Raw genomic sequence first — 17979 nt, 5'->3', positions numbered from 1 at the left:
CCGCACCCGCGTCCGCGCTCCCGCAACCCGGACCGATGCGCCCGACGATCCGGCTCACCGACTGCACCGCCGACACCCTCGGCTCCCTCGGCAACCCCGCCCAGGCCGGCGGCGTCGCGCTGCGCGTCGAGTGCGGCGACGTCACCGTCCCCACCGACCCCACCCGTCGCGGCCACGGCGTCACCCGTATCGGCGTCACCGTCACCTCCGCCACCGACGCGCCGCGCGACCGGCCGCCGCTGCTCGTCGTCGGCGACAGCGGCACCGACCCGTCGGCACGGCACGGCACGCTGCTCGCCACGCAGGTCTCCGCCGCGGTCCTGGGCGGATACCAGGTGATCGGGCTCGACCGCCGCGGCAGCGGCTCCGACCTGCTCGACTGCTCCCCCGAGGACGCCCGGCTCGGCATCCTCGACGGCGACCCCGCCGCCCCGGGCGCGGCCCTCGACCAGGTCCTCGCCGCCGTCCTCGAGGACGCCCGCTCGGTCGTGCAGGACTGCTACCTCACCGAGCCCGACACCCTCACCACGTACTCGACGGCCGGCACCGCCGCCGACGTCGAACAGATCCGCGAGGACCTCGGCGTCGACCGCCTGTCCGCCATCGGGATCGGGGACGGCGCCACCGCCTTGACCCTGTGGGCCAGCGCGCACCCCACGAGCGTCGGGCGCCTCGTCCTCGACGGTCCCCCCGACCCGGCCGCCGCCGAACCCGACGTCACCGAGACCCGGGCCGCGGCCGCCGAGCAGTCGTTCGACGCGTTCGCCGCCGCCTGCACCGCGAGCGGCACGTGCCCGCTCGGCGCGGACCCGCGCGCCACCGTCACCGACCTGCTGCAGACGCTGCGCACCCGACCGCTCCCCGCCGCCGACGGTCGGCGGCTCACCGCCGGCGTCACCGTCACTGCCCTGGTCGCGACGCTCGGCGAGCCCCGCTCCTGGCCCGCGCTCACCACCGCCCTCGCCGACGCGGGCCGCGGCGCGCCCGAGGGCACGCTCGCCCTGCTCGACAGCGTCCTCGGCCGGGAGGGCCGGTTCGACTCGGCGCTCGCGACGGCCTGCAACGACACCAACCGCAGGCTCACCCCGCCCGACGTGGCCGGGCTCGTCACCCGCTGGTCCGGCGCGTACCCGCTGTTCGGGGCGCCGCTCGCGACACGGCTGCTGGCCTGCGCCCCCTGGCCCGCCGGCGCCGGCCTGCCCAGCCCGGGCCCCGTCCCCGGCGCCCCGCCGATGCTCGTCCTCGGCGCCGCCCACGACCCGCGGGTCGGCGCCGATTCGGTACGCCGCGCCGCCGGCGCGTTGACAACGGCACGCCTCGTGACGTGGCAGGGCACCGGGACCGGCAGCTACCCGCGGACCCCGTGCGTCACCGGGGTGGTCGACCGGATGCTCGTGCAGGGCGAGATGCCACGGGCCGACACGGTCTGCCCGCCGTGATCCCCGACCTCGCGGCCCAGTGACCGGTCAGACGCGGACGGAGCGCAGCGGGCGGTGCCGCCCGCCGTAGGTGCCGGGCAGACCGCCACGGCGGATGTCGCTGGCCTCGTCGGCCATCTCGCGCATCATGCACGGCCACGGCGCCGACACACCCGACGAGTCACGGCACTCGCGGCACTGACCGAGATGATCGGGAGCGTGCTCACTGATCGTGCGCTCCAGCAGATCGGGCATCTCGGCAAGGACCGCAACGAGACTCATCGTTCCCCTCTCGGTTTTTGGTTCGGCTGGGATTCGGTTCGGCGACGTGACCAACCGACTACGTGGGGTAGCAAACTACTCCTCGCCCGAAGGCTCCTTCATCCGGGGAACCCCTTGCGGCAGAACAGGGCCCGCACACAGCGAACCCATATCCGACCTGCGACGACATGCCCGCCGCACACGACGAACGGACCGCTCAGCCGGCGTCGTCCCTGCCCGCACGCGCCCGCGACGGCTGCACCCGCATCGGCTCCCCCGGCATCTTCGGGTACTCCGGCGGATAGGGCAGCTCGCCCAGCCCGCGGTCGCGCTCGTCGGCCGCGAACCACTCCAGCGCCGTCTCGATCCCGCCGACCGCGTCGTCCATCCCCGCGTGCGCGTCACCGTCACGCTCCAGCAGGGCCGGGACCGTCAGCACGTCGAAGTCCTCCGGTGCCACGTCGGGCAGCGTCTCCCACGTCACCGGCATCGACACCGTCGCCCGCGGCAGCCCCCGCACCGACCACGCCGACGCGATCGTCCGGTCCCGCGCCGCCTGGTTGTAGTCGAGGAAGACGCGTTCGCCGCGCTCCTCCTTCCACCAGTCCACCGTCGCCCGCTCCGGGACGCGGCCACACACCCGTCGCGCGATCGCGATCACCGCCCGCCGCACCTCGATGAACGACCACTCCGGCCGGATCCGGGCGAACACGTGGATGCCCCGCCCGCCCGACGTCTTCGGCCAGCCCACCAGGCCCGCCTCGTCGAGCACCTCGTGCAGCACCGCCGCCACCGCGACCGCGTCGGCGAAGTCCGTGCCCGGCTGCGGGTCCAGGTCGATGCGCAGCTCGTCGGGACGGTCGGTGTCGGCCGCGCGGACCGGCCACGGGTGGAAGTCCAGCGTGCCCATGTTCGCCGCCCACGCGATCGCGGCCGGCTCCGACGGCGCGAACGTGTCCGCCGTCCGACCGCTGGGGAACGTCACCCGCGCCGTCCGCACCCACTCCGGCGCCCCCTTCGGCAGGCGCTTCGCGAAGAACGGCTCCCCGTCGACCCCGTCGGGATACCGCTTCAGGTTCGTCGGCCGGTCCAGCAGGACGCGCGTCATCGGCTCCGCGACGGCCAGGTAGTACTCGACGACCTGCCGCTTCGTGATCCCCCGCTCCGGGAAGTAGACCTTGTCCGGGCTCGTCAGGCGTACCTCCCGGTCGCCCTCGGGCCCCGGCACGGTCAACAGCACCACGGTCTTGGCCGCCATGCCCGCGACGCTACCGCTAGCCTCGGGCGATGGCTCCGCGTGACACCGACCCGCCCGACCCGGGCCGCCGGTCACGCCTGTTCGACGACGAGCTCCTCGGCCTCGACCCCGCCGAACCCGAGGTGCAGGCCTTCGCCGCCCACCTCGACCGGATGCGCCGCGAACCCTCCTTCACCGTCGAGGCCTCCCTCACCGGCGTCGGCGACTTCGCCGACGCCGCCAACCGCGCCGAAGGCGGTCGGCGCTGGGCCGCCGTACTCGTCGTCCTGCTGCTGCTCGCCGGCGTCGTCTACGTGGCGACGACGATCCTGACCGCCGTCCTCACGATCATGTCCGGCTGACCCTCCCAGGCGGCCTCCACGAGCTTGCACGACGGGTTAGCGTGGACGCATGGGTCTGTTCAGCCGTGGCCAGGAAACCACCACCGACACCGAGCTCGGCGAGGCTCCCGTCCACAAGTCCGACGAACAGTGGCGCGCCGAGCTCTCCCCCGCCGAGTACCAGGTGCTCCGGCAGGCGGGCACCGAGCGGCCCTTCACCGGCGAGTACACCGACACGAAGACCGTCGGCGTCTACCACTGCCGGGCCTGCGGGGCGGAGCTCTTCCGCAGCGAGACGAAGTTCGAGTCGCACTGCGGGTGGCCGTCGTTCTTCAGCCCGAAGGACTCGGCGGCGGTGATCGAGCGCGTCGACACCAGCATGGGCATGCGCCGCGTCGAGGTGCTGTGCGCCAACTGCCACAGCCACCTCGGTCACGTCTTCGAGGGCGAGGGCTACGCGACGCCCACCGATCTGCGGTACTGCATCAACTCGATCTCGATGACGCTGGAGCCCGACGCGACGTCCTGACCCGCCGAGTTCGACGTGAGGGTTCCCCGGCGACCGCCGCCGAGCCCTCACGTCGAACCGAACCCTGTTCCCGAGGTCGGCGACCTGCCTACCGTCCAGGCCGCTGGCTCGGCGACGGCGAAGAAGGGCTGCATCTGGACGAAGGTCTGACCGTCACCCTGCCGAGTTCGACCTGAGCCTGGTTCCGGAGGTCTCGGAGCCAGGCTGACGTCGAGCTCGAGGTCTTACGGGAGGGTGCTGACGAGGTCGCCGATCTCGACGCGGGGGCCTGTGTAGAAGGGGACCTCCTCGCGGACGTGGCGGCGGGCCTCGGTGGCGCGCAGGTGGCGCATGAGGTCGACGATGCGGTGCAGCTCGTCGGCCTCGAACGCGAGGATCCACTCGTAGTCGCCGAGGGCGAAGGCGGGGACGGTGTTGGCCCGCACGTCGGGGTAGCCGCGGGCCTCCTTGCCGTGGTCGGCGAGCATCTTGCGACGCTCGTCGTCGGGCAGCAGGTACCAGTCGTAGGAGCGCACGAACGGGTACACGCAGACGTAGCGCCGCGCTTCCTCACCGGCGAGGAACGCCGGGATGTGGCTCTTGTTGAACTCCGCCGGCCGGTGCAGCGCGGTCTGGCTCCACACGGGGACGGAGGCACGGCCCAGCGCGGTGCTGCGGCGCAGGTCGGAGTAGGCGGCCTGCAGGGCCTCGACGGTCTCGGCGTGCCACCACACCATGTAGTCGGCGTCGGCGCGCAGACCGGCGAGGTCGTAGACGCCCCGGACGACGACACCCTTGCCCGCCAGGGCCTCGACGAACTCGGTGGCCTGGGTGGCGGCGCCGGCGCGGTCGTCGCCGAGCCGACCGGCCTCGACGCGGAACACCGACCACATGGTGTAGCGGATCGTGTCGTTGAGCTGCGCGTAGTCGAGGCGTGACATGCCCCCGAGTCTACGGAGCCGGCCGGCGATGTCGGCAGCACCCGTGGGCGGCGCCACGCCGAGGACGCAGCCGATCAGGACGCGGCGGCGGTGACGGCCGCGGCGACCCGTTCCGCGGCGGCCCGCGCGGTCCCGATGCACGCGGGCACCCCGACCCCGTGCAGCGCTGACCCGGCGACGGCGAGCCGGGGTTCGGCGGCGACGGCGGCTTCGAGCGTGGCGACCGTCGCGACGTGGCCGACGGCGTACTGTGGCAGCCCCCCGCCCCAGCGCTGGACGTGGACGGCGGCGGGTGCGGCGGTGATCCCGTGCAGTGCGGCGAGGTCGGCGCGGACGCGGACGACGAGCGCCGCGTCGTCGACCTGCAGCGTCGCGGCCTCCCCGAACCGGCCGAGGGAGGCGCGGAGCCGGACGAGGCCGTCGGTGGCGTCCGGGGCGAGGTGGCCCCACTTCGTGGACGTGTGGGTGGCGGCCTTGATCGACAGCGGTTCGTCGGCGGCGACGAGGACACCGGAGGTGGCGGGCAGGCCCGCGGCGTCGACGGCCCGGTAGGCCATTGCGACGACGACCGACGACGCCAGCTCGATACGGCCGGCGGCGGCCGCGGCGGCGGGCACGACGTCGGCGAGAAGCTTGCGGGCGGCGGGTGCGGGGACGGCGAGGACGACGGCGTCGACGTCGAGGTGCTCGGGCGCCGGGACGGGTCCGAGGGTGAGCCGCCAGCCCGTGGGGGTCCGGGAGAGGGAGCGGACCGTGGTGTCGAGCCGCAGCTCGGGGCGGGCGGCGGCGGTGAGCGCGTCGAGCAGCACCCGGTAGCCGCCGTCGAGACCACCGAAGACCGGCCCGGTGGCCGCGGTGGGGCCGGCGAGCCCGGACGCCGCCTCGGTGAGCGACGCCGCGCCGGCGTCGAGGGCGGCGGCGAGGGCGGGGATCGTGGCCCGCAGCCCGAGGGTGTCGACGCGGCCGGCGTAGACGCCACCGAGCAGCGGGTCGGCGACGCGGTCGACGATCTCGGGTCCGAAGCGGGCGCGGAGCATCCCGCCGAGGGCGACGTCGCCACCCGGTTCCCAGTCGAGCGGGAGCGTGGGTTCGGCGGCGACGGCGGCGAGCCCGCGGGCGGTGAGGACGCCGTCGAGGCGGGCGGCGCCGGTGGGCACGCCGAGGAGGGTTCCGGTGGGCAGGGGGCCGGTGCGCCCGCCCGCCCGGATCGACGCGACGGCCGTCGTGGGGTGGACGACGCGGCCGGTGAGGCCCAGCTCGGCGAGTAGTGCGGGGACCTCGGGGCGGCGGGCGAGGAACGCTTCGGCGCCGACGTCGACGGCGACTCCGGCGAGGTCGACGGTGCGCAGGACGCCACCGGTCCGCGATGCGCGTTCGCACACGACGATGCGCGCCGCCGCGCCGAGGAGGGTGCGGAGCCGGTGGGCGGCGGCGAGCCCGGAGACGCCCGCACCGACGACCGCGACGACAGGCGCGACCGCGGCTGCGGCGGCCGGGGCCGTCACCGGACGGGCAGCGTGTGGACCAGGTCGACGACGCGGGTGACGACGTCGGGGTCGGTCTCGGGGAGCACGCCGTGCCCCAGGTTGAACACGTGGCCGGGGGCGGCGCGGCCCTCGGCGGCGATGCGGCGGACCTCGGACTCGACGGACGCGGCGTCGGCGAACAGGACGGCCGGGTCGAGGTTGCCCTGGACGGGGTGGGTGCCGCCGGTGCGGCGGACGGCCTCGTCGAGCGGGACCCGCCAGTCGACGCCGATGACGTCGGTGATCTCCGACATCGCGCCGAGCAGCTCACCGGTGCCGACGCCGAAGTGGATGCGCGGCACGCCCGCGGCGGCGAGCGGGCCGAGGACGGCGGCGGAGTGCGGTGCGACGAACGAGCGGTAGTCGCGCTCGGTCAGCGCACCCGCCCAGGAGTCGAACAGCTGGACGGCGTCGACGCCCGCGGCGATCTGGGCGCGCAGGAAGACCGACGTCGAGTCGGCGAGCTTGGCCAGCAGGGCGTGCCAGACCGCGGGGGCGCTGCGCATGAGCGCCTTGGTCTTCTCGTGGTTGCGGCTGGGCCCGCCCTCGACGAGGTAGGAGGCGAGGGTGAACGGGGCGCCCGCGAAACCGATCAGCGGGGTCTCGCCGAGGGCGCGGGTGAGCAGCCGGATCGCGTCGGTGACGGGGGTGACCTGCTCGGGGTGCAGCGTGGGCAGGGCCTCGACGTCGGCCGCTGTGCGGACGGGACGGGCGACGACCGGCCCGACGCCGGCGACGATGTCGACGCCGATGCCCGACAGGTACAGCGGGACGACGATGTCGCTGAAGAGGATGGCCGCGTCGACGCCGTGGCGGCGGACGGGCTGCAGCGTGATCTCGCAGGTCAGCTCGGGGTCGAGGCAGGCCTGGATCATGCCGGTGCCGGCGCGCAGGGCGCGGTACTCGGGCAGCGACCGACCGGCCTGGCGCATGAACCACACCGGGACCCGCGACGGGGTGCCGCCGCGGGCGGCCACCAGGAACGGCGCGGCGCGCAGGTCGCGACGCACCGCACCCGCGGTCTCGAGGTCAGGGAGGGCAGCCATCACGAGCGATGATCCCACAGGTCGGAGCACGTCCCCCGATCGGATACCGGCGCGCCTGCCGGTGGCCGGCCGGGCCGCGACCTAGAGTCCCCGCTCGTGCCCGATACGACCGCTCCACCACCACAGTTCCGCCAGGCGGTGGCGGCTCTGTCGTCGTACCGGCCGCGTCCCGAGCTCGTCGTCCGGCCGCTCGAGGCTCCACCCCGGCTCGCGCCGTTCTCGTGGGCCTACAGCGTGGAGGCCGACGTCGGTCACCGCGGCGACGGCCTCGACGACCTCGACGAGCCGGACACGTCCGGCCGGCTCATCCTGCTGCACGACCCGGCGGGGCAGGACAAGTGGGACGGCACGTTCCGGCTCGTGTGCTTCGTGCAGGCGCGCCTGGAACGTGAGCAGCTCGGCGACGAGATGCTCCCGGTGATCGCGTGGTCGTGGTTGACCGAGGCGCTCGACGGGTGCGGCGCCGGTTTCACGGCGCTGGGCGGGACGGTGACCCAGACGTCGTCCGTGCGGTTCGGTGACATCGCCGGCCCGCGTCGCGACGACGACGTCGAGCTGCGGGCCTCGTGGACCCCGGTCGACGAGCCCGACACGCTCACGCGACACGCCGAGGCCTTCGCGACGCTCGTCGCGACGGCCGCGGGCCTGCCACCGGTCGGCGTGCCACGACTCGCGCGCCGAACGGTATGAGCGCGTGCTCACCAGCGGTTTCCGGGCGCGGAGTCGATCGGTGACAGAGAGTTGATCACCCGAACGGGTGTACACAGCGCGACAACGCTGTAACTTTCACCCGGAGAAGTTCGATCGGATACACGACGTTAGACCGCTTGGGGGGCTAGGCTTCCTCCACGACACCTCCTCGGGCGGTCGGGCGCAACTCTCCGTCGGCCCGGGGATCTGGTGCCGGTCGGGGGGCAACGACCGACTCCAGGGAGGTAAGAACGTGGCCGTTGTGGGCCAGGGCGTACCTACGCGCAGTTCCACCGGAGCTGTGCTGTCGCCTGCCATGGTCCCGCACCCGCGGGAAGAGTTGTTCTCGGTGCTGGTGGTCGACGACCACCCGCTCCTTCGCGAGGCGATCGCCGCGCGGCTGCGCTCGATGGGGGCAGGAACGGTGCACGAGGCCGCCTCGGTGGCCGAGGCCCGTGCTCGAGCGCAGGCCAACGGGCCGTGCGACCTCGCGATCCTCGATCTCGGGCTGCCCGACGGGAGCGGGCTCGACCTGGTGACCGAGCTGCGCGCGCTGGGCTGGAACCGGCTCGTGGTGCTCGCGTCGTCCGACGACCCGTACGCCGTCCGCTCCGCCTTCCAGGCCGGGGCCCAGGCGTACCTGCTCAAGTCGGCCTCGCCGGCCGTCGTGACCGACGGCGTGAAGCGCGTCCTGGACGGCGGCGTCTACGCCGACCCGACGGTGGCGCCGCTCCTCGCCACGGGAACGCGCGTCCCGGGCACCGACAACACGCCACGGGAGCTGTCGGCCCGTGAGGTGGAGGTGCTGCAGCTGGTCGCCGACGGTCAGTCGAACAAGGAGATCGGCGAGGCGCTGAGCCTGTCGGCGCTGACCGTCAAGAGCCACCTGTCGCGCATCGGGCGCAAGCTCGGCACGGGCGACCGGGCCCAGATGGTGGCGCTCGCCATGCGTGCGGGAGTCATCCGCTGACGACGAACCAACCGAGCGCTCCCCCGCGTCACGGGGCGGGCGGCACGACCGACGGGACGGGCCACCCCGACGGACCCGTGCCGCTGCTGCGCCCTGCCGACGGCCTGCCCGACGTGGTGGCCGACGTGCAGGCGCTGGAGCGCACCGCGGCGGCGTTCGCGGCGGGCTCCGGCCCGATCGCGGTCGACGCCGAACGCGCCTCGGGTTTCCGCTACTCGCAACGGGCCTACCTGGTGCAGCTGCGCCGGGCGGGCGCGGGCTCGGCGCTGGTGGACCCGATCCCCCTCGGATCGGACCTGTCCGCGCTCGCACCCGCGCTGACGGGGCCGGAGTGGGTGCTGCACGCGGCGTCGCAGGATCTGCCGTGTCTGGCCGAGGTCGGGCTGGCCCCGACGTCGCTGTTCGACACCGAGCTCGCGGGCCGCCTCGCCGGTCTCCCCCGCGTCGGGCTCGGACCCATGGTCGAACAGCTGCTGGGGCTCGCGCTGGAGAAGGGCCACGGCGCGGCCGACTGGTCGCGCCGACCGCTCCCCGAGGACTGGCTCGTCTACGCCGCACTCGACGTCGAGGTTCTCGTCGAACTGCGTGACCTGCTCGCCCGGATGCTCGCCGAGCAGGGCAAGCTCGGGTTCGCCGAGCAGGAGTTCGAGGCCGTGCGCACTGCTCCCCCGCCGGCTCCGCGCGCGGAGCCGTGGCGGCGCACCTCGGGCATCCACAAGGTGCGCAAGCCGCGGCCGCTGGCCGCGGTCCGCGCGCTGTGGGAGGCACGCGACCGGCTCGCCGCCGAACGCGACATCGCGCCGGGCCGGGTCCTGCCCGACTCCGCGATCGTGGAGGCCGCCGTGACCGCGCCCACCACCCCCGGCGCGCTGGCAGCTCTGCCGGTGTTCCGCGGGCGCTCGCAGCGGCGGCTGACGTCGTACTGGTTCGCCGCGATCGACGAGGCGGCGAAGCTCCCCGGTGACGAGCTGCCCCGCTCGACCGTCCCCGGCGACGGTCCACCACCGGTCGCGCGGTGGTCCGACCGCGACCCCGAGGCGGCGGCCCGGCTCTCGGCGGCCCGCACCGCCCTCGCCGGCCTGAGCGAGCAGTGGACGATCCCCGTCGAGAACCTGCTGCTGCCCGATCTGCTGCGCCGCATCTGCTGGGCCCCACCCGCCGACGGCGACGTCCGCGCCGCCCTCGTCGCCGGGGGCGCGCGCCCGTGGCAGGTCGAGCTGACCGGTCCGCTGCTGGAGCAGGCGGTCGAGACCCGGGCGCCGTAGGGGCCTACGGACGCGACAGCGGCACCGGGACGTGCAGTGGCGCCGGCAGCCTGACCGTCACCGCGAGCCCGCCGCCGGGCACGGCGTCGCCACGGACGGTGCCGCCGTGGGCGAGCACGACCGCACGCACGATCGACAACCCGAGCCCGCTGCCGGGCGTGTCGCCGGTGCGCTCGCGCGGGCCGCGACGGAACGGCTCGAACAGCTCCGTCACCCGGTCCGGCGGGATCACCGGGCCCCCCGACGCGACGCGCAGCTGCGCCCCACCGTCGGCCGGTGCCGTCGCCACCTCCACCCACCCGCCGGACACGTTGTGGCGCACCGCGTTCTCGAGCAGGTTACCGGTGACGCGGGCCAGCAGGACCGGATCGCCCGCGGTGTGGGCCGGTGCCGTCGACACCGCGAACCGCAGGCCCCGCGCCGCCGCCTCCCCCGACACCGCCGCCACCGCGGACGCGGCCAGCTCCGCGAGGTCGACCGGGCGGGCGTCGACGTGGTCGACCGCCTGCGTGCGGGCCAGCAGCAGCAACGCGCCGACCAGCTCGTCGGCCCGCCGCGTCGCGTCCCGGACCACCTCGGCCATCCGGCGCAGCTCGGCGACATCGGCGTCCGGGTCGGCCAGCGTCACGTCGACCTCCGTGCGCAGCACCGCGAGCGGCGTCCGCAGCTCGTGGCTCGCGTTGGCGACGAACCGGCGCTGCCCGTCGAAGGCCGCCTGCAGCCGGTCGAGCATCGCGTCGAACACCTCGGCCAGCTCCGCGACCTCGCCGCGGGCGTCACGCAGCGCGATCCGCTCGTCCAGCGACTCCGCCGACAGCCGCCGCGCGGTCGCCGTCACCGCGTGCAGCGGCGCCAGGACACGCCCGACCAGCACCCACGACACCACCGCGGCGGCAAGCACCACCAGGGGGAACGCGATCAGCCCGGCGCGCAGCACCTCCGCGCGGGCCGCCTCACCGACGGCCCGGCCCACCTGGGTGGCCTCGACCTCCACCCCGCCGACGCGGACCGTCCCCCCGGCCGGGAACGCGGGCACCGAGCTCTCGGCCACCCCACCCACCAGCAGCCAGCCCAGCCACAGCAGCAGCGCGCTCACGCCCGCGACCAGGACGGTGGCCAACACCGTCAGCCGTGGACGCAGCCCCGGCCCGGACCGCCGCCCGGGCGGGTTCCCCGGCGGACCCGATGGTCGGGCCGTGGTCACGGTCGCCCCGGTCAGCCCGCCGCCGGAACGCGGTACCCGGCGCCGACGACGGTCTCGATCACGCCCGGCTCACCCAGCTTCTTGCGCAACGTCATGACGGTGACGCGCACCGTCGTGGTGAACGGGTCCGCGTTCTCGTCCCAGACCCGCTCCAGCAGCTCCTCGCTCGACACGACCGCGCCGCCGGCCCCCATCAGGACCTCGAGCACGCCGAACTCCTTACGGGTGAGCTCCACCGGCTCGGCGGCGCGACGCACCGTGCGCCGGGCCGGGTCGAGCGACACGTCGCCCGCCACCAGCAACGGCGGCGTGGCCGGCGTGGCGCGCCGGCCCAGCGCCCGGACCCGGGCCACGAGCTCGGGGAAGTCGAACGGCTTGGCCAGGTAGTCGTCGGCGCCGCGGGACAGGCCGTCGACCTTGTCGGCCACCGACCCGCTCGCGGTGAGCATCAGCACCCGCGTCGTCGCCGCCGACGCGACGATCTCCTCGCACAGCTCGTCACCCGAGATCGACGGCAGGTCCCGGTCGAGCAGCACCACGTCGTAGCGGGTGATACCGATCTTCTCCTGGCCCTCCAGGCCGTCGAAGGCGACGTCGACCGCCATGCCCTCGCGCCGCAGCCCGCGGGCCACGGCCTCGGCGAGCGGCCGCTCGTCCTCCACGACCAGCACGCGCATCAGCGGGCCCGGCCCTCGGACTCCTCCGCCGCCTGCTCCTCCTGTGCGGCCGACGCGTCGAGGACGCCGCCCTCGACCGCGCCCTGCACCACGCGGCAACCCGGCAGCGCCGACGCCCACTCGGTGACCCGGCGGGCCACGTCCTGCGCGGTGAGACCGACAGCGGACAGCACATCGGAGCGGCTGCCGTGCTCGAGGAACTCCTGCGGCAGCGCCAGGTCGCGGCTCGGGACGTCGATCTCGTTGTCGCGCAACAGGTCCGACAGGGCCGAGCCGAACCCGCCGTGGCGGCCGGAGTCGGACACCGTCACGACGAGCTGGTGCGCCGCCGCGACCTCCACCATGGCCTCGGGCACCGGCAGCACCCACCGCGGGTCGACGACCGTGACCCCGATGCCCTGGTGCGCAAGCCGTTCGGCCGCTGCCACACCCAGCTCGGCGAACGCGCCGACGCACGCCATGAGCACCGTCGGCCGCTCCGCGCCCGCGGCGGGCTCGGCCAGCACGTCGACCGAGCCGCCGACGCGGCGCAGCGCCGGCACCGACTCGACGACCGCGCCCTTGGGGAACCGCAACGCCGTCGGACCGTCCTCGACCGCGACGGCCTCGGCGAGCTCCTCGCGCAGCGTCCCCGCGTCGCGCGGCGCGGCCACCCGCATCCCGGGGACGATCCCGAGGATCGACAGGTCCCACATCCCGTTGTGCGACGGTCCGTCGCTGCCGGTGACCCCAGCCCGGTCGAGCACCAGCGTGACGGCCTGCTCGTGCAGCGCGACGTCGAACATCAGCTGGTCGAACGCGCGGTTCAGGAACGTCGAGTACAGGCAGACGACCGGGTGCAGCCCGCCCCGCGCGAGCCCCGCCGCCGACGTCAGCGCGTGCTGCTCGGCGATACCGACGTCGATGCAGCGCTCCGGGTAGGTCTCCGCGAACTTCGCGAGCCCCACCGGGCCCAGCATCGCCGCCGTGATGGCCACGACGTCGGGCCGGCGCTCGCCGATCGCCACCATCTCCTCGGAGAACACGCTCGTCCAGCCCTGCGTCTTCGGGCCGGTGGGCAGGCCCGTGGCCGGGTCGAACGCCGACGGACTGTGCATCTGCTCCGCCGCGTCGTTCTCCGCGGGCAGGTAGCCGTTGCCCTTGCGGGTCACCGCGTGCACGATGACCGGCCCGCCGAACCGCCGCGCCCGCCGCAGCGCCGACTCCATCGCCGCCACGTCGTGCCCGTCGATCGGGCCGAAGTACTTCAGGCCCAGGTCGGAGAACAGCTCCTGCGGGCTGATCGCGTCCTTCACACCGGCCTTGAGGGCGTGCAGGCCCGCGTAGAGCGCCGGCCCGACGACGGGCGTGCCGCGCAGGGCGCGCTTGCCCGCGTCGAGCATCCGCTCGTAGCCCGGCTGCAGCCGCAGCGACGCCAGCCGGTCGGCCAGCCCGCCGATCGTCGGCGAGTAGGAACGGCCGTTGTCGTTGACCACGACGACGACGTTGCGGTCCGGGGCCGCCGCGATGTTGTTCAGCGCCTCCCAGGCCATGCCGCCCGTGAGCGCCCCGTCGCCCACCACGGCGACGACATGGCGGTTCTCGCCCTTCAGCGCGTAGGCGCGCGCGAGCCCGTCCGCCCACGACAGCGACGTCGACGCGTGGCTGTTCTCCACGACGTCGTGCTCGCTCTCGGCACGGTTCGGGTAGCCCGACAGCCCGCCCGTCATCTTCAGCCGCTCCCAGCCGTCCTGACGGCCGGTGAGGAGCTTGTGGACGTAGGCCTGGTGGCCCGTGTCCCAGATCAGGGTGTCGTGCGGCGAGTCGAAGACCCGGTGCAGGGCGATCGTCAGCTCGATGACGCCGAGGTTGGGGCCGAGGTGGCCGCCGGTGCGCGAGACGGACGCGACCAGGAACCGCCGGATCTCGGACGTGAGCTCGGCGAGCTCGTCCGGGCCGAGGCGGCGGAGGTCACGCGGGCCGTGGAGGGAACGCAACAGGCTCACTCCCCCACCATACGGTCGTGGGGATCATTCGACCCGGCGCGTCCACGCCCCCGCCGCCCCCGCTCGACGAGCGGCACACGGCCCGTCGGCGTGCGGTGCCGGTCCCCCGCCCGCGAGGCGATCAGTCCTCCGCAGCGCGCGCCTGCGGGACCAGTGGCGCGGCCGCGACCCGCACTGTGTTGCGGCCCGCGTCCTTCGCCGCGTACAGCGCCGCGTCGGCCGCGGCCAGCACCGACTCCAGGTCCTGGCCGTCGGCCGGGAACGTGGCGCCACCGATGGAGATCGTCAGACCGTCGACGACGAGCGGTCCCGCCGACGTCGTCACCGGCACACCGAGACCCTGGACACGCCGCCGCACCCGGTCGGCCACCGCGAGCACCTCACGGCGACCCACGCCCGTGCCGGGCAGATCGGGCAGCAGGACGACGAACTCCTCACCGCCGAACCGCGCCACCAGGTCGTCCTGACGCACCTCGGCCCGCAGCTCCGCCGCGACGGCCGCCAGCACCGCGTCGCCCACCAGGTGCCCGTGGGTGTCGTTGACGGCCTTGAAGTGGTCGAGGTCGGCGATCAGCACCGCGGCCGAGCCGTGCGTGCGCCGCGCCCGGCCCAGCAGGTGCACCGCCTCCGCCCGCCACGCCGCCGCGTTGAGCAGGCCCGTCTTCGGGTCGGTCGTCGCCGCCTCCTCCAGCTGGCGGACCTGCACCGCCCGCTGCAGCACCAGCAGCGGTGCGAGCGCCAGCGCCGCCGTCCAGCGGTCGGCCGTGAGAGCCAGCGCGACCATCACACCGAGGCACAGCGTGGCCAGTTCGAGGACGTGGTCGTCGACACCGCCGACCAGCTCACGCGCCGACGGCCGGCCCTCGCCCAACGCCATCGCCGCCGCGACCAGCACGTTGTTCACCAGGAGATAGGCCGCCGCGGCGAGCGCCACCCAGCCCAGCGCCGGCAGCCCCTGCCCAGCGCCCGCGTCGCGCACCGGGGCGACCACCGCGTACGCCGCGTGGGCCGCCAGGACGACCGTCGCCGCGGTGTACACGAGCCGGTACATCGGCACCCCGGCCGGCTTCCACACGCGGAGCCACAGGTGCCCGTACAGCACGACGACGACCAGCGCCGACAGCCGCACCGGCAGCAGGAGCGCCGCCGCGAACGTCCACACGGAGCTGAGGTCGAAGTACGCGGTCGCCGCGACCCGGCGGCGCACCCGTTCGATGCCCGTGGCCGCCTCGATGTGCACCAGGCCCAGGACCAGCAGCCACGCGGCGAGGACGACGTCGTCGCCCTTCGGCCCACCGCCGACCAGCCAGCCCGCGGCGACGAACACCACCGCGAGCAGCTCCGCGGCGACGACGAGCAGCCGCACCCGGACCGGTTCGGACCGGAGGGCCCAGCGAGCGGCGAACGCGAACACGATCGAGCCTCCCCCCGGGCACCCGATGCCGACGAGGGTCGAGGTTAGTGACCGCACACGGAACTGTCAGTCGACAGTCGGTCACTCATCGGGGTGGATTCGCACCCCGGACGTCACGAGAGGTGACGATGCGTCGACGGGCGGTCAGCCCGCGGCCGGGGACTCGCCGCTCTCCGCCTCGTGCAGCGCCGGCCCGGGCTCCCGACCCGACGCGCCCTCGTTCCTGCTGTGCAGGCCGACGTGCACGCGGTTCCGGCCCGCACGCTTGGCCGAGTACAGGGCGGAGTCGGCCGTCTCCAACAGCCGGGTGAGCTCCGTGCCGTCGGTGCCGAACGCGGCACCACCCACGGACACGGTGAGCCCACTGATCGTGAGCGGCCCGTCGGGCGTGGGCATCTGGATCGACAGCGCCTCGACGCGGCGCCGGATGCGGTCCGCGACCAGGCGCAGCTCCGCACTGCCGTAGTCGCTGTCGTCGACACCCGGGAGCAGGATCACGAACTCCTCACCGCCGAAGCGGCCGACCAGGTCGTTGTCGCGCACCTCCGTGCGCAGCGTCGCCGCCACGGCCGCGAGCACCTCGTCGCCCGCCAGGTGACCGTGCCGGTCGTTCACCGACTTGAAGTGGTCGAGGTCGAGGATCAGCAGCGAGGCCGAGCCGCCCTGCCGCACCGCGCGCGACACCTCGCGCTGGGCGTAGGCGTGCCAGGCCGCCGCGTTGAGCAGGCCCGTCTTCCCGTCGGTGCTGGCCGCCTCCTCGAGCTGACGCACCAGGACCGCGCGGTGCAGCACCAGCAGCGCCGGCAGCACGAACAGGACCAGCCACGGGTTGATGGCCAGGACGATCGCCGTGAGCCCGCCCAGACACAGCGTGGCTAGCTCCAACGCGTTCTCGTCCCAGTGGCCCAGCACCGTGGTGACCGTGGGGTTCGGTGAGCTGACCGCGATCGCGCCGGCGATGAGCCCGCTGTTGATCGTCGTGTAGACGAGCAGGGCCAGGACCAGGGCCACCGGACCGGTACCGGCGCCGAGACCGGCCGTGACGTGATGAGGGGCCACGTAGTTGACGACGGCGCCCGCCGCGAGACAGGCCAGCACGACCGTGGCCGTGCTGAACATCTGGCGGTAGACCGGTACCCGGGGCCGCCACGCCCGCCACCACAGGTGCGTGAACACCACGACGGCCACCAGCGTGGCCAGCACCGGCGGCAGCAGCACCGCACCGGCGAACGTCCAGACCGAGCTGAGGTCGACGTGCGGGGTCTCGGTGACGCGGCGACGCACCCGTTCGGCGCGAACCGCGATCTCGGTGTGCAGGACACCCAGGAACATCAGCGTCGCCGCATCGAGAAGACGCCCGGTGGACACACCCGGAGCGGTGGCACTCAGAACGACCAGAGCGAGTGCCGTCAGTTCCACCATGAAAACAGGCAGCATCACTCGAGCAGGCACGTTCCACACGGCCCATCGAGTGACTTTCCACAGGCGTGGAAATGCTCCGTCCGGAGTACTTCCGTCGCCCACTTCGCTACTCATTCATACTCTCAGTCGTCCGGCTGTCACCGGACGTGAGAATAGTTGATCGCGACGGCCTCTGTCATGGCCAGTGAGCCCAACGGCACATGAGAACGTGCCGGGGGTCACCGAGCGTGGTCGACTGCCGATACGACGCAGGAGGAGGTGCGCGGTGCGTAACAAGAGCTGGCACTGACGACACCCGCCGTTCCCGCCGTGCCCGCACGGTCGCCGCCCTCCACCACGAGGTCGCGACGACACGAGCAGCACGCGCCGGACGGCCCTGCGCGCCAACGGCCCACACCGGAACACGTTTCCCGGAACCCGCCGAATTCAGCGCGCGCAGAACCGCGACGACCACGACGAACGCCACCGCATCGACGCGACCCGTCGATTCGGCACGCATTCCGGAAACGGAAAGAGGAATTGGTGCATGCGCAACAAGTCGGCTCGAAAATCGCCATGCCGTTGCGCCGCATCCACTTCGGAGGGAGTTCACGGTGCGCAACAAGAGCTGGTGAACAGGGCCGGATCCGACAGCCGTCGACGTCGGACGCGCTCGCCGCGACCCGGCCCGTCGACACCGCCATACGCCGCCGCTGCAAGCCGGCAGAGGAGTGACCGTGCGCAACAAGAGCTGGTGACCGCCGTGCCCACCCGTCCATCGCCCCGGAGAGGAGCGAGCCCGTGCGCAACAAGTCCTGGTGACCGCCCGCCCACGCCCGCAACGACCGGGAGGAGGCCGCTCGTGCGCAACAAGAGCTGGTGACCACCACCCACCGACCACCCACCACCGACGAGGAGGACCCCGTGAGCAGCAACAAGTCCTGGTGACACCACCCGACCAGCCCGAACACGAACAGCGAAGGAGCCCGCGGTGCGCAACAAGTCCTGGTGACTCACCCACCCCGACCGCACAACCCGGAAGGAGCACGACGTGCGCAACAAGAGCTGGTGACCACCGCCCACCGACCACCCACG

At 74.0% G+C, this 17979-nt stretch carries 16 protein-coding genes; 6 read left to right on the top strand and 10 right to left on the bottom strand.

The annotated features are described in order from the left end of the window. Positions 1-35: 35 nt before the first annotated feature. Positions 36-1439, top strand: coding sequence for an alpha/beta hydrolase (locus PSU4_RS17580; protein ID WP_147109614.1), 1404 nt, complete (start codon positions 36-38; stop codon positions 1437-1439). 27 nt (positions 1440-1466) lie between these two features. Here PSU4_RS17580 and PSU4_RS17575 read toward each other — a convergent pair whose 3' ends face one another. Next, complete coding sequence (locus tag PSU4_RS17575) at positions 1467-1700, bottom strand: hypothetical protein (RefSeq protein WP_147109612.1); 234 nt, start codon at positions 1698-1700, stop codon at positions 1467-1469. Between the two features lie 196 nt (positions 1701-1896). Then, positions 1897-2937 carry a non-homologous end-joining DNA ligase gene (gene ligD, locus PSU4_RS17570; protein WP_147109610.1) on the bottom strand — a complete coding sequence of 347 codons (1041 nt, stop codon included), beginning with the start codon at positions 2935-2937 and terminating at the stop codon, positions 1897-1899. A 29-nt stretch (positions 2938-2966) separates the two neighbouring features. Here ligD and PSU4_RS17565 point away from each other — a divergent pair, with 29 nt between their 5' ends. Beyond that, on the top strand, positions 2967-3278 hold the full coding sequence (locus PSU4_RS17565; RefSeq protein ID WP_147109608.1) for a hypothetical protein: 312 nt from the start codon (positions 2967-2969) through the stop codon (positions 3276-3278). Positions 3279-3327: 49 nt separating this feature from the next. Next, positions 3328-3786 carry a peptide-methionine (R)-S-oxide reductase MsrB gene (gene msrB / locus PSU4_RS17560; protein WP_147109606.1) on the top strand — a complete coding sequence of 153 codons (459 nt, stop codon included), beginning with the start codon at positions 3328-3330 and terminating at the stop codon, positions 3784-3786. A gap of 224 nt (positions 3787-4010) precedes the next feature. Here the strand turns inward: msrB and hemQ are convergent, their stop codons facing one another. The 3 genes from hemQ to hemE all read right to left on the bottom strand — a co-directional run bounded on the left by hemQ (position 4011) and on the right by hemE (position 7278). Beyond that, positions 4011-4706, bottom strand: a complete 696-nt coding sequence (hemQ, locus tag PSU4_RS17555; protein ID WP_147109604.1) for a hydrogen peroxide-dependent heme synthase — start codon at positions 4704-4706, stop codon at positions 4011-4013. 74 nt (positions 4707-4780) lie between these two features. Next, positions 4781-6211 (bottom strand): protoporphyrinogen oxidase, encoded by a 1431-nt coding sequence (gene hemG / locus PSU4_RS17550; RefSeq protein ID WP_147109602.1) that lies wholly within the window; start codon positions 6209-6211, stop codon positions 4781-4783. Next, positions 6208-7278, bottom strand: coding sequence for a uroporphyrinogen decarboxylase (gene hemE / locus PSU4_RS17545; protein ID WP_147109600.1), 1071 nt, complete (start codon positions 7276-7278; stop codon positions 6208-6210). The genes hemG and hemE overlap by 4 nt, the downstream gene beginning before the upstream one ends. A 96-nt stretch (positions 7279-7374) precedes the next feature. Here hemE and PSU4_RS17540 point away from each other — a divergent pair, with 96 nt between their 5' ends. From PSU4_RS17540 to PSU4_RS17530, 3 genes are all read left to right on the top strand, one after another. Then, complete coding sequence (locus PSU4_RS17540) at positions 7375-7968, top strand: DUF3000 domain-containing protein (RefSeq protein ID WP_147109598.1); 594 nt, start codon at positions 7375-7377, stop codon at positions 7966-7968. 316 nt (positions 7969-8284) lie between these two features. Beyond that, on the top strand, positions 8285-8938 hold the full coding sequence (locus PSU4_RS17535; protein WP_147109596.1) for a response regulator: 654 nt from the start codon (positions 8285-8287) through the stop codon (positions 8936-8938). Positions 8939-9015: 77 nt separating this feature from the next. After that, on the top strand, positions 9016-10203 hold the full coding sequence (locus tag PSU4_RS17530; RefSeq protein ID WP_147109593.1) for an HRDC domain-containing protein: 1188 nt from the start codon (positions 9016-9018) through the stop codon (positions 10201-10203). A gap of 4 nt (positions 10204-10207) precedes the next feature. On the opposite strand, the gene PSU4_RS17525 is transcribed toward PSU4_RS17530, so the two are convergent. From PSU4_RS17525 to PSU4_RS17505, 5 genes are all read right to left on the bottom strand, one after another. Then, entirely contained in the window at positions 10208-11326 is a 1119-nt protein-coding gene (locus PSU4_RS17525; protein ID WP_246115181.1) for a sensor histidine kinase, read from the bottom strand. 92 nt (positions 11327-11418) lie between these two features. Then, positions 11419-12084, bottom strand: a complete 666-nt coding sequence (locus PSU4_RS17520; protein ID WP_147109589.1) for a response regulator transcription factor — start codon at positions 12082-12084, stop codon at positions 11419-11421. After that, a complete protein-coding gene (dxs, locus tag PSU4_RS17515; RefSeq protein WP_147109587.1) occupies positions 12084-14069 on the bottom strand; it encodes a 1-deoxy-D-xylulose-5-phosphate synthase in 1986 nt (661 codons plus the stop codon). The genes PSU4_RS17520 and dxs overlap by 1 nt, the downstream gene beginning before the upstream one ends. A 121-nt stretch (positions 14070-14190) precedes the next feature. Next, complete coding sequence (locus PSU4_RS17510) at positions 14191-15483, bottom strand: GGDEF domain-containing protein (protein WP_147109585.1); 1293 nt, start codon at positions 15481-15483, stop codon at positions 14191-14193. A gap of 144 nt (positions 15484-15627) precedes the next feature. After that, complete coding sequence (locus PSU4_RS17505) at positions 15628-16851, bottom strand: GGDEF domain-containing protein (RefSeq protein ID WP_186817022.1); 1224 nt, start codon at positions 16849-16851, stop codon at positions 15628-15630. Between the last annotated feature and the right edge of the window lie 1128 nt (positions 16852-17979).

The organism is Pseudonocardia sulfidoxydans NBRC 16205 (assembly GCF_007989085.1).
GTDB lineage: Bacteria > Actinomycetota > Actinomycetes > Mycobacteriales > Pseudonocardiaceae > Pseudonocardia > Pseudonocardia sulfidoxydans.
This window is presented reverse-complemented; position numbering and strand designations above follow the sequence as displayed.

What these genes read in the sequence shown, in the direction of transcription:
- PSU4_RS17520 (WP_147109589.1), bottom strand. Translation starts at nt 12,084, where the DNA reads ATGCGCGTGCTGGTCGTGGAGGACGAGCGGCCGCTCGCCGAGGCCGTG.
- PSU4_RS17575 (WP_147109612.1), bottom strand. Translation starts at nt 1,700, where the DNA reads ATGAGTCTCGTTGCGGTCCTTGCCGAGATGCCCGATCTGCTGGAGCGC.
- PSU4_RS17580 (WP_147109614.1), top strand. Translation starts at nt 36, where the DNA reads ATGCGCCCGACGATCCGGCTCACCGACTGCACCGCCGACACCCTCGGC.
- PSU4_RS17535 (WP_147109596.1), top strand. Translation starts at nt 8,285, where the DNA reads ATGGTCCCGCACCCGCGGGAAGAGTTGTTCTCGGTGCTGGTGGTCGAC.
- ligD (WP_147109610.1), bottom strand. Translation starts at nt 2,937, where the DNA reads ATGGCGGCCAAGACCGTGGTGCTGTTGACCGTGCCGGGGCCCGAGGGC.
- hemE (WP_147109600.1), bottom strand. Translation starts at nt 7,278, where the DNA reads ATGGCTGCCCTCCCTGACCTCGAGACCGCGGGTGCGGTGCGTCGCGAC.
- PSU4_RS17565 (WP_147109608.1), top strand. Translation starts at nt 2,967, where the DNA reads ATGGCTCCGCGTGACACCGACCCGCCCGACCCGGGCCGCCGGTCACGC.
- msrB (WP_147109606.1), top strand. Translation starts at nt 3,328, where the DNA reads ATGGGTCTGTTCAGCCGTGGCCAGGAAACCACCACCGACACCGAGCTC.
- hemQ (WP_147109604.1), bottom strand. Translation starts at nt 4,706, where the DNA reads ATGTCACGCCTCGACTACGCGCAGCTCAACGACACGATCCGCTACACC.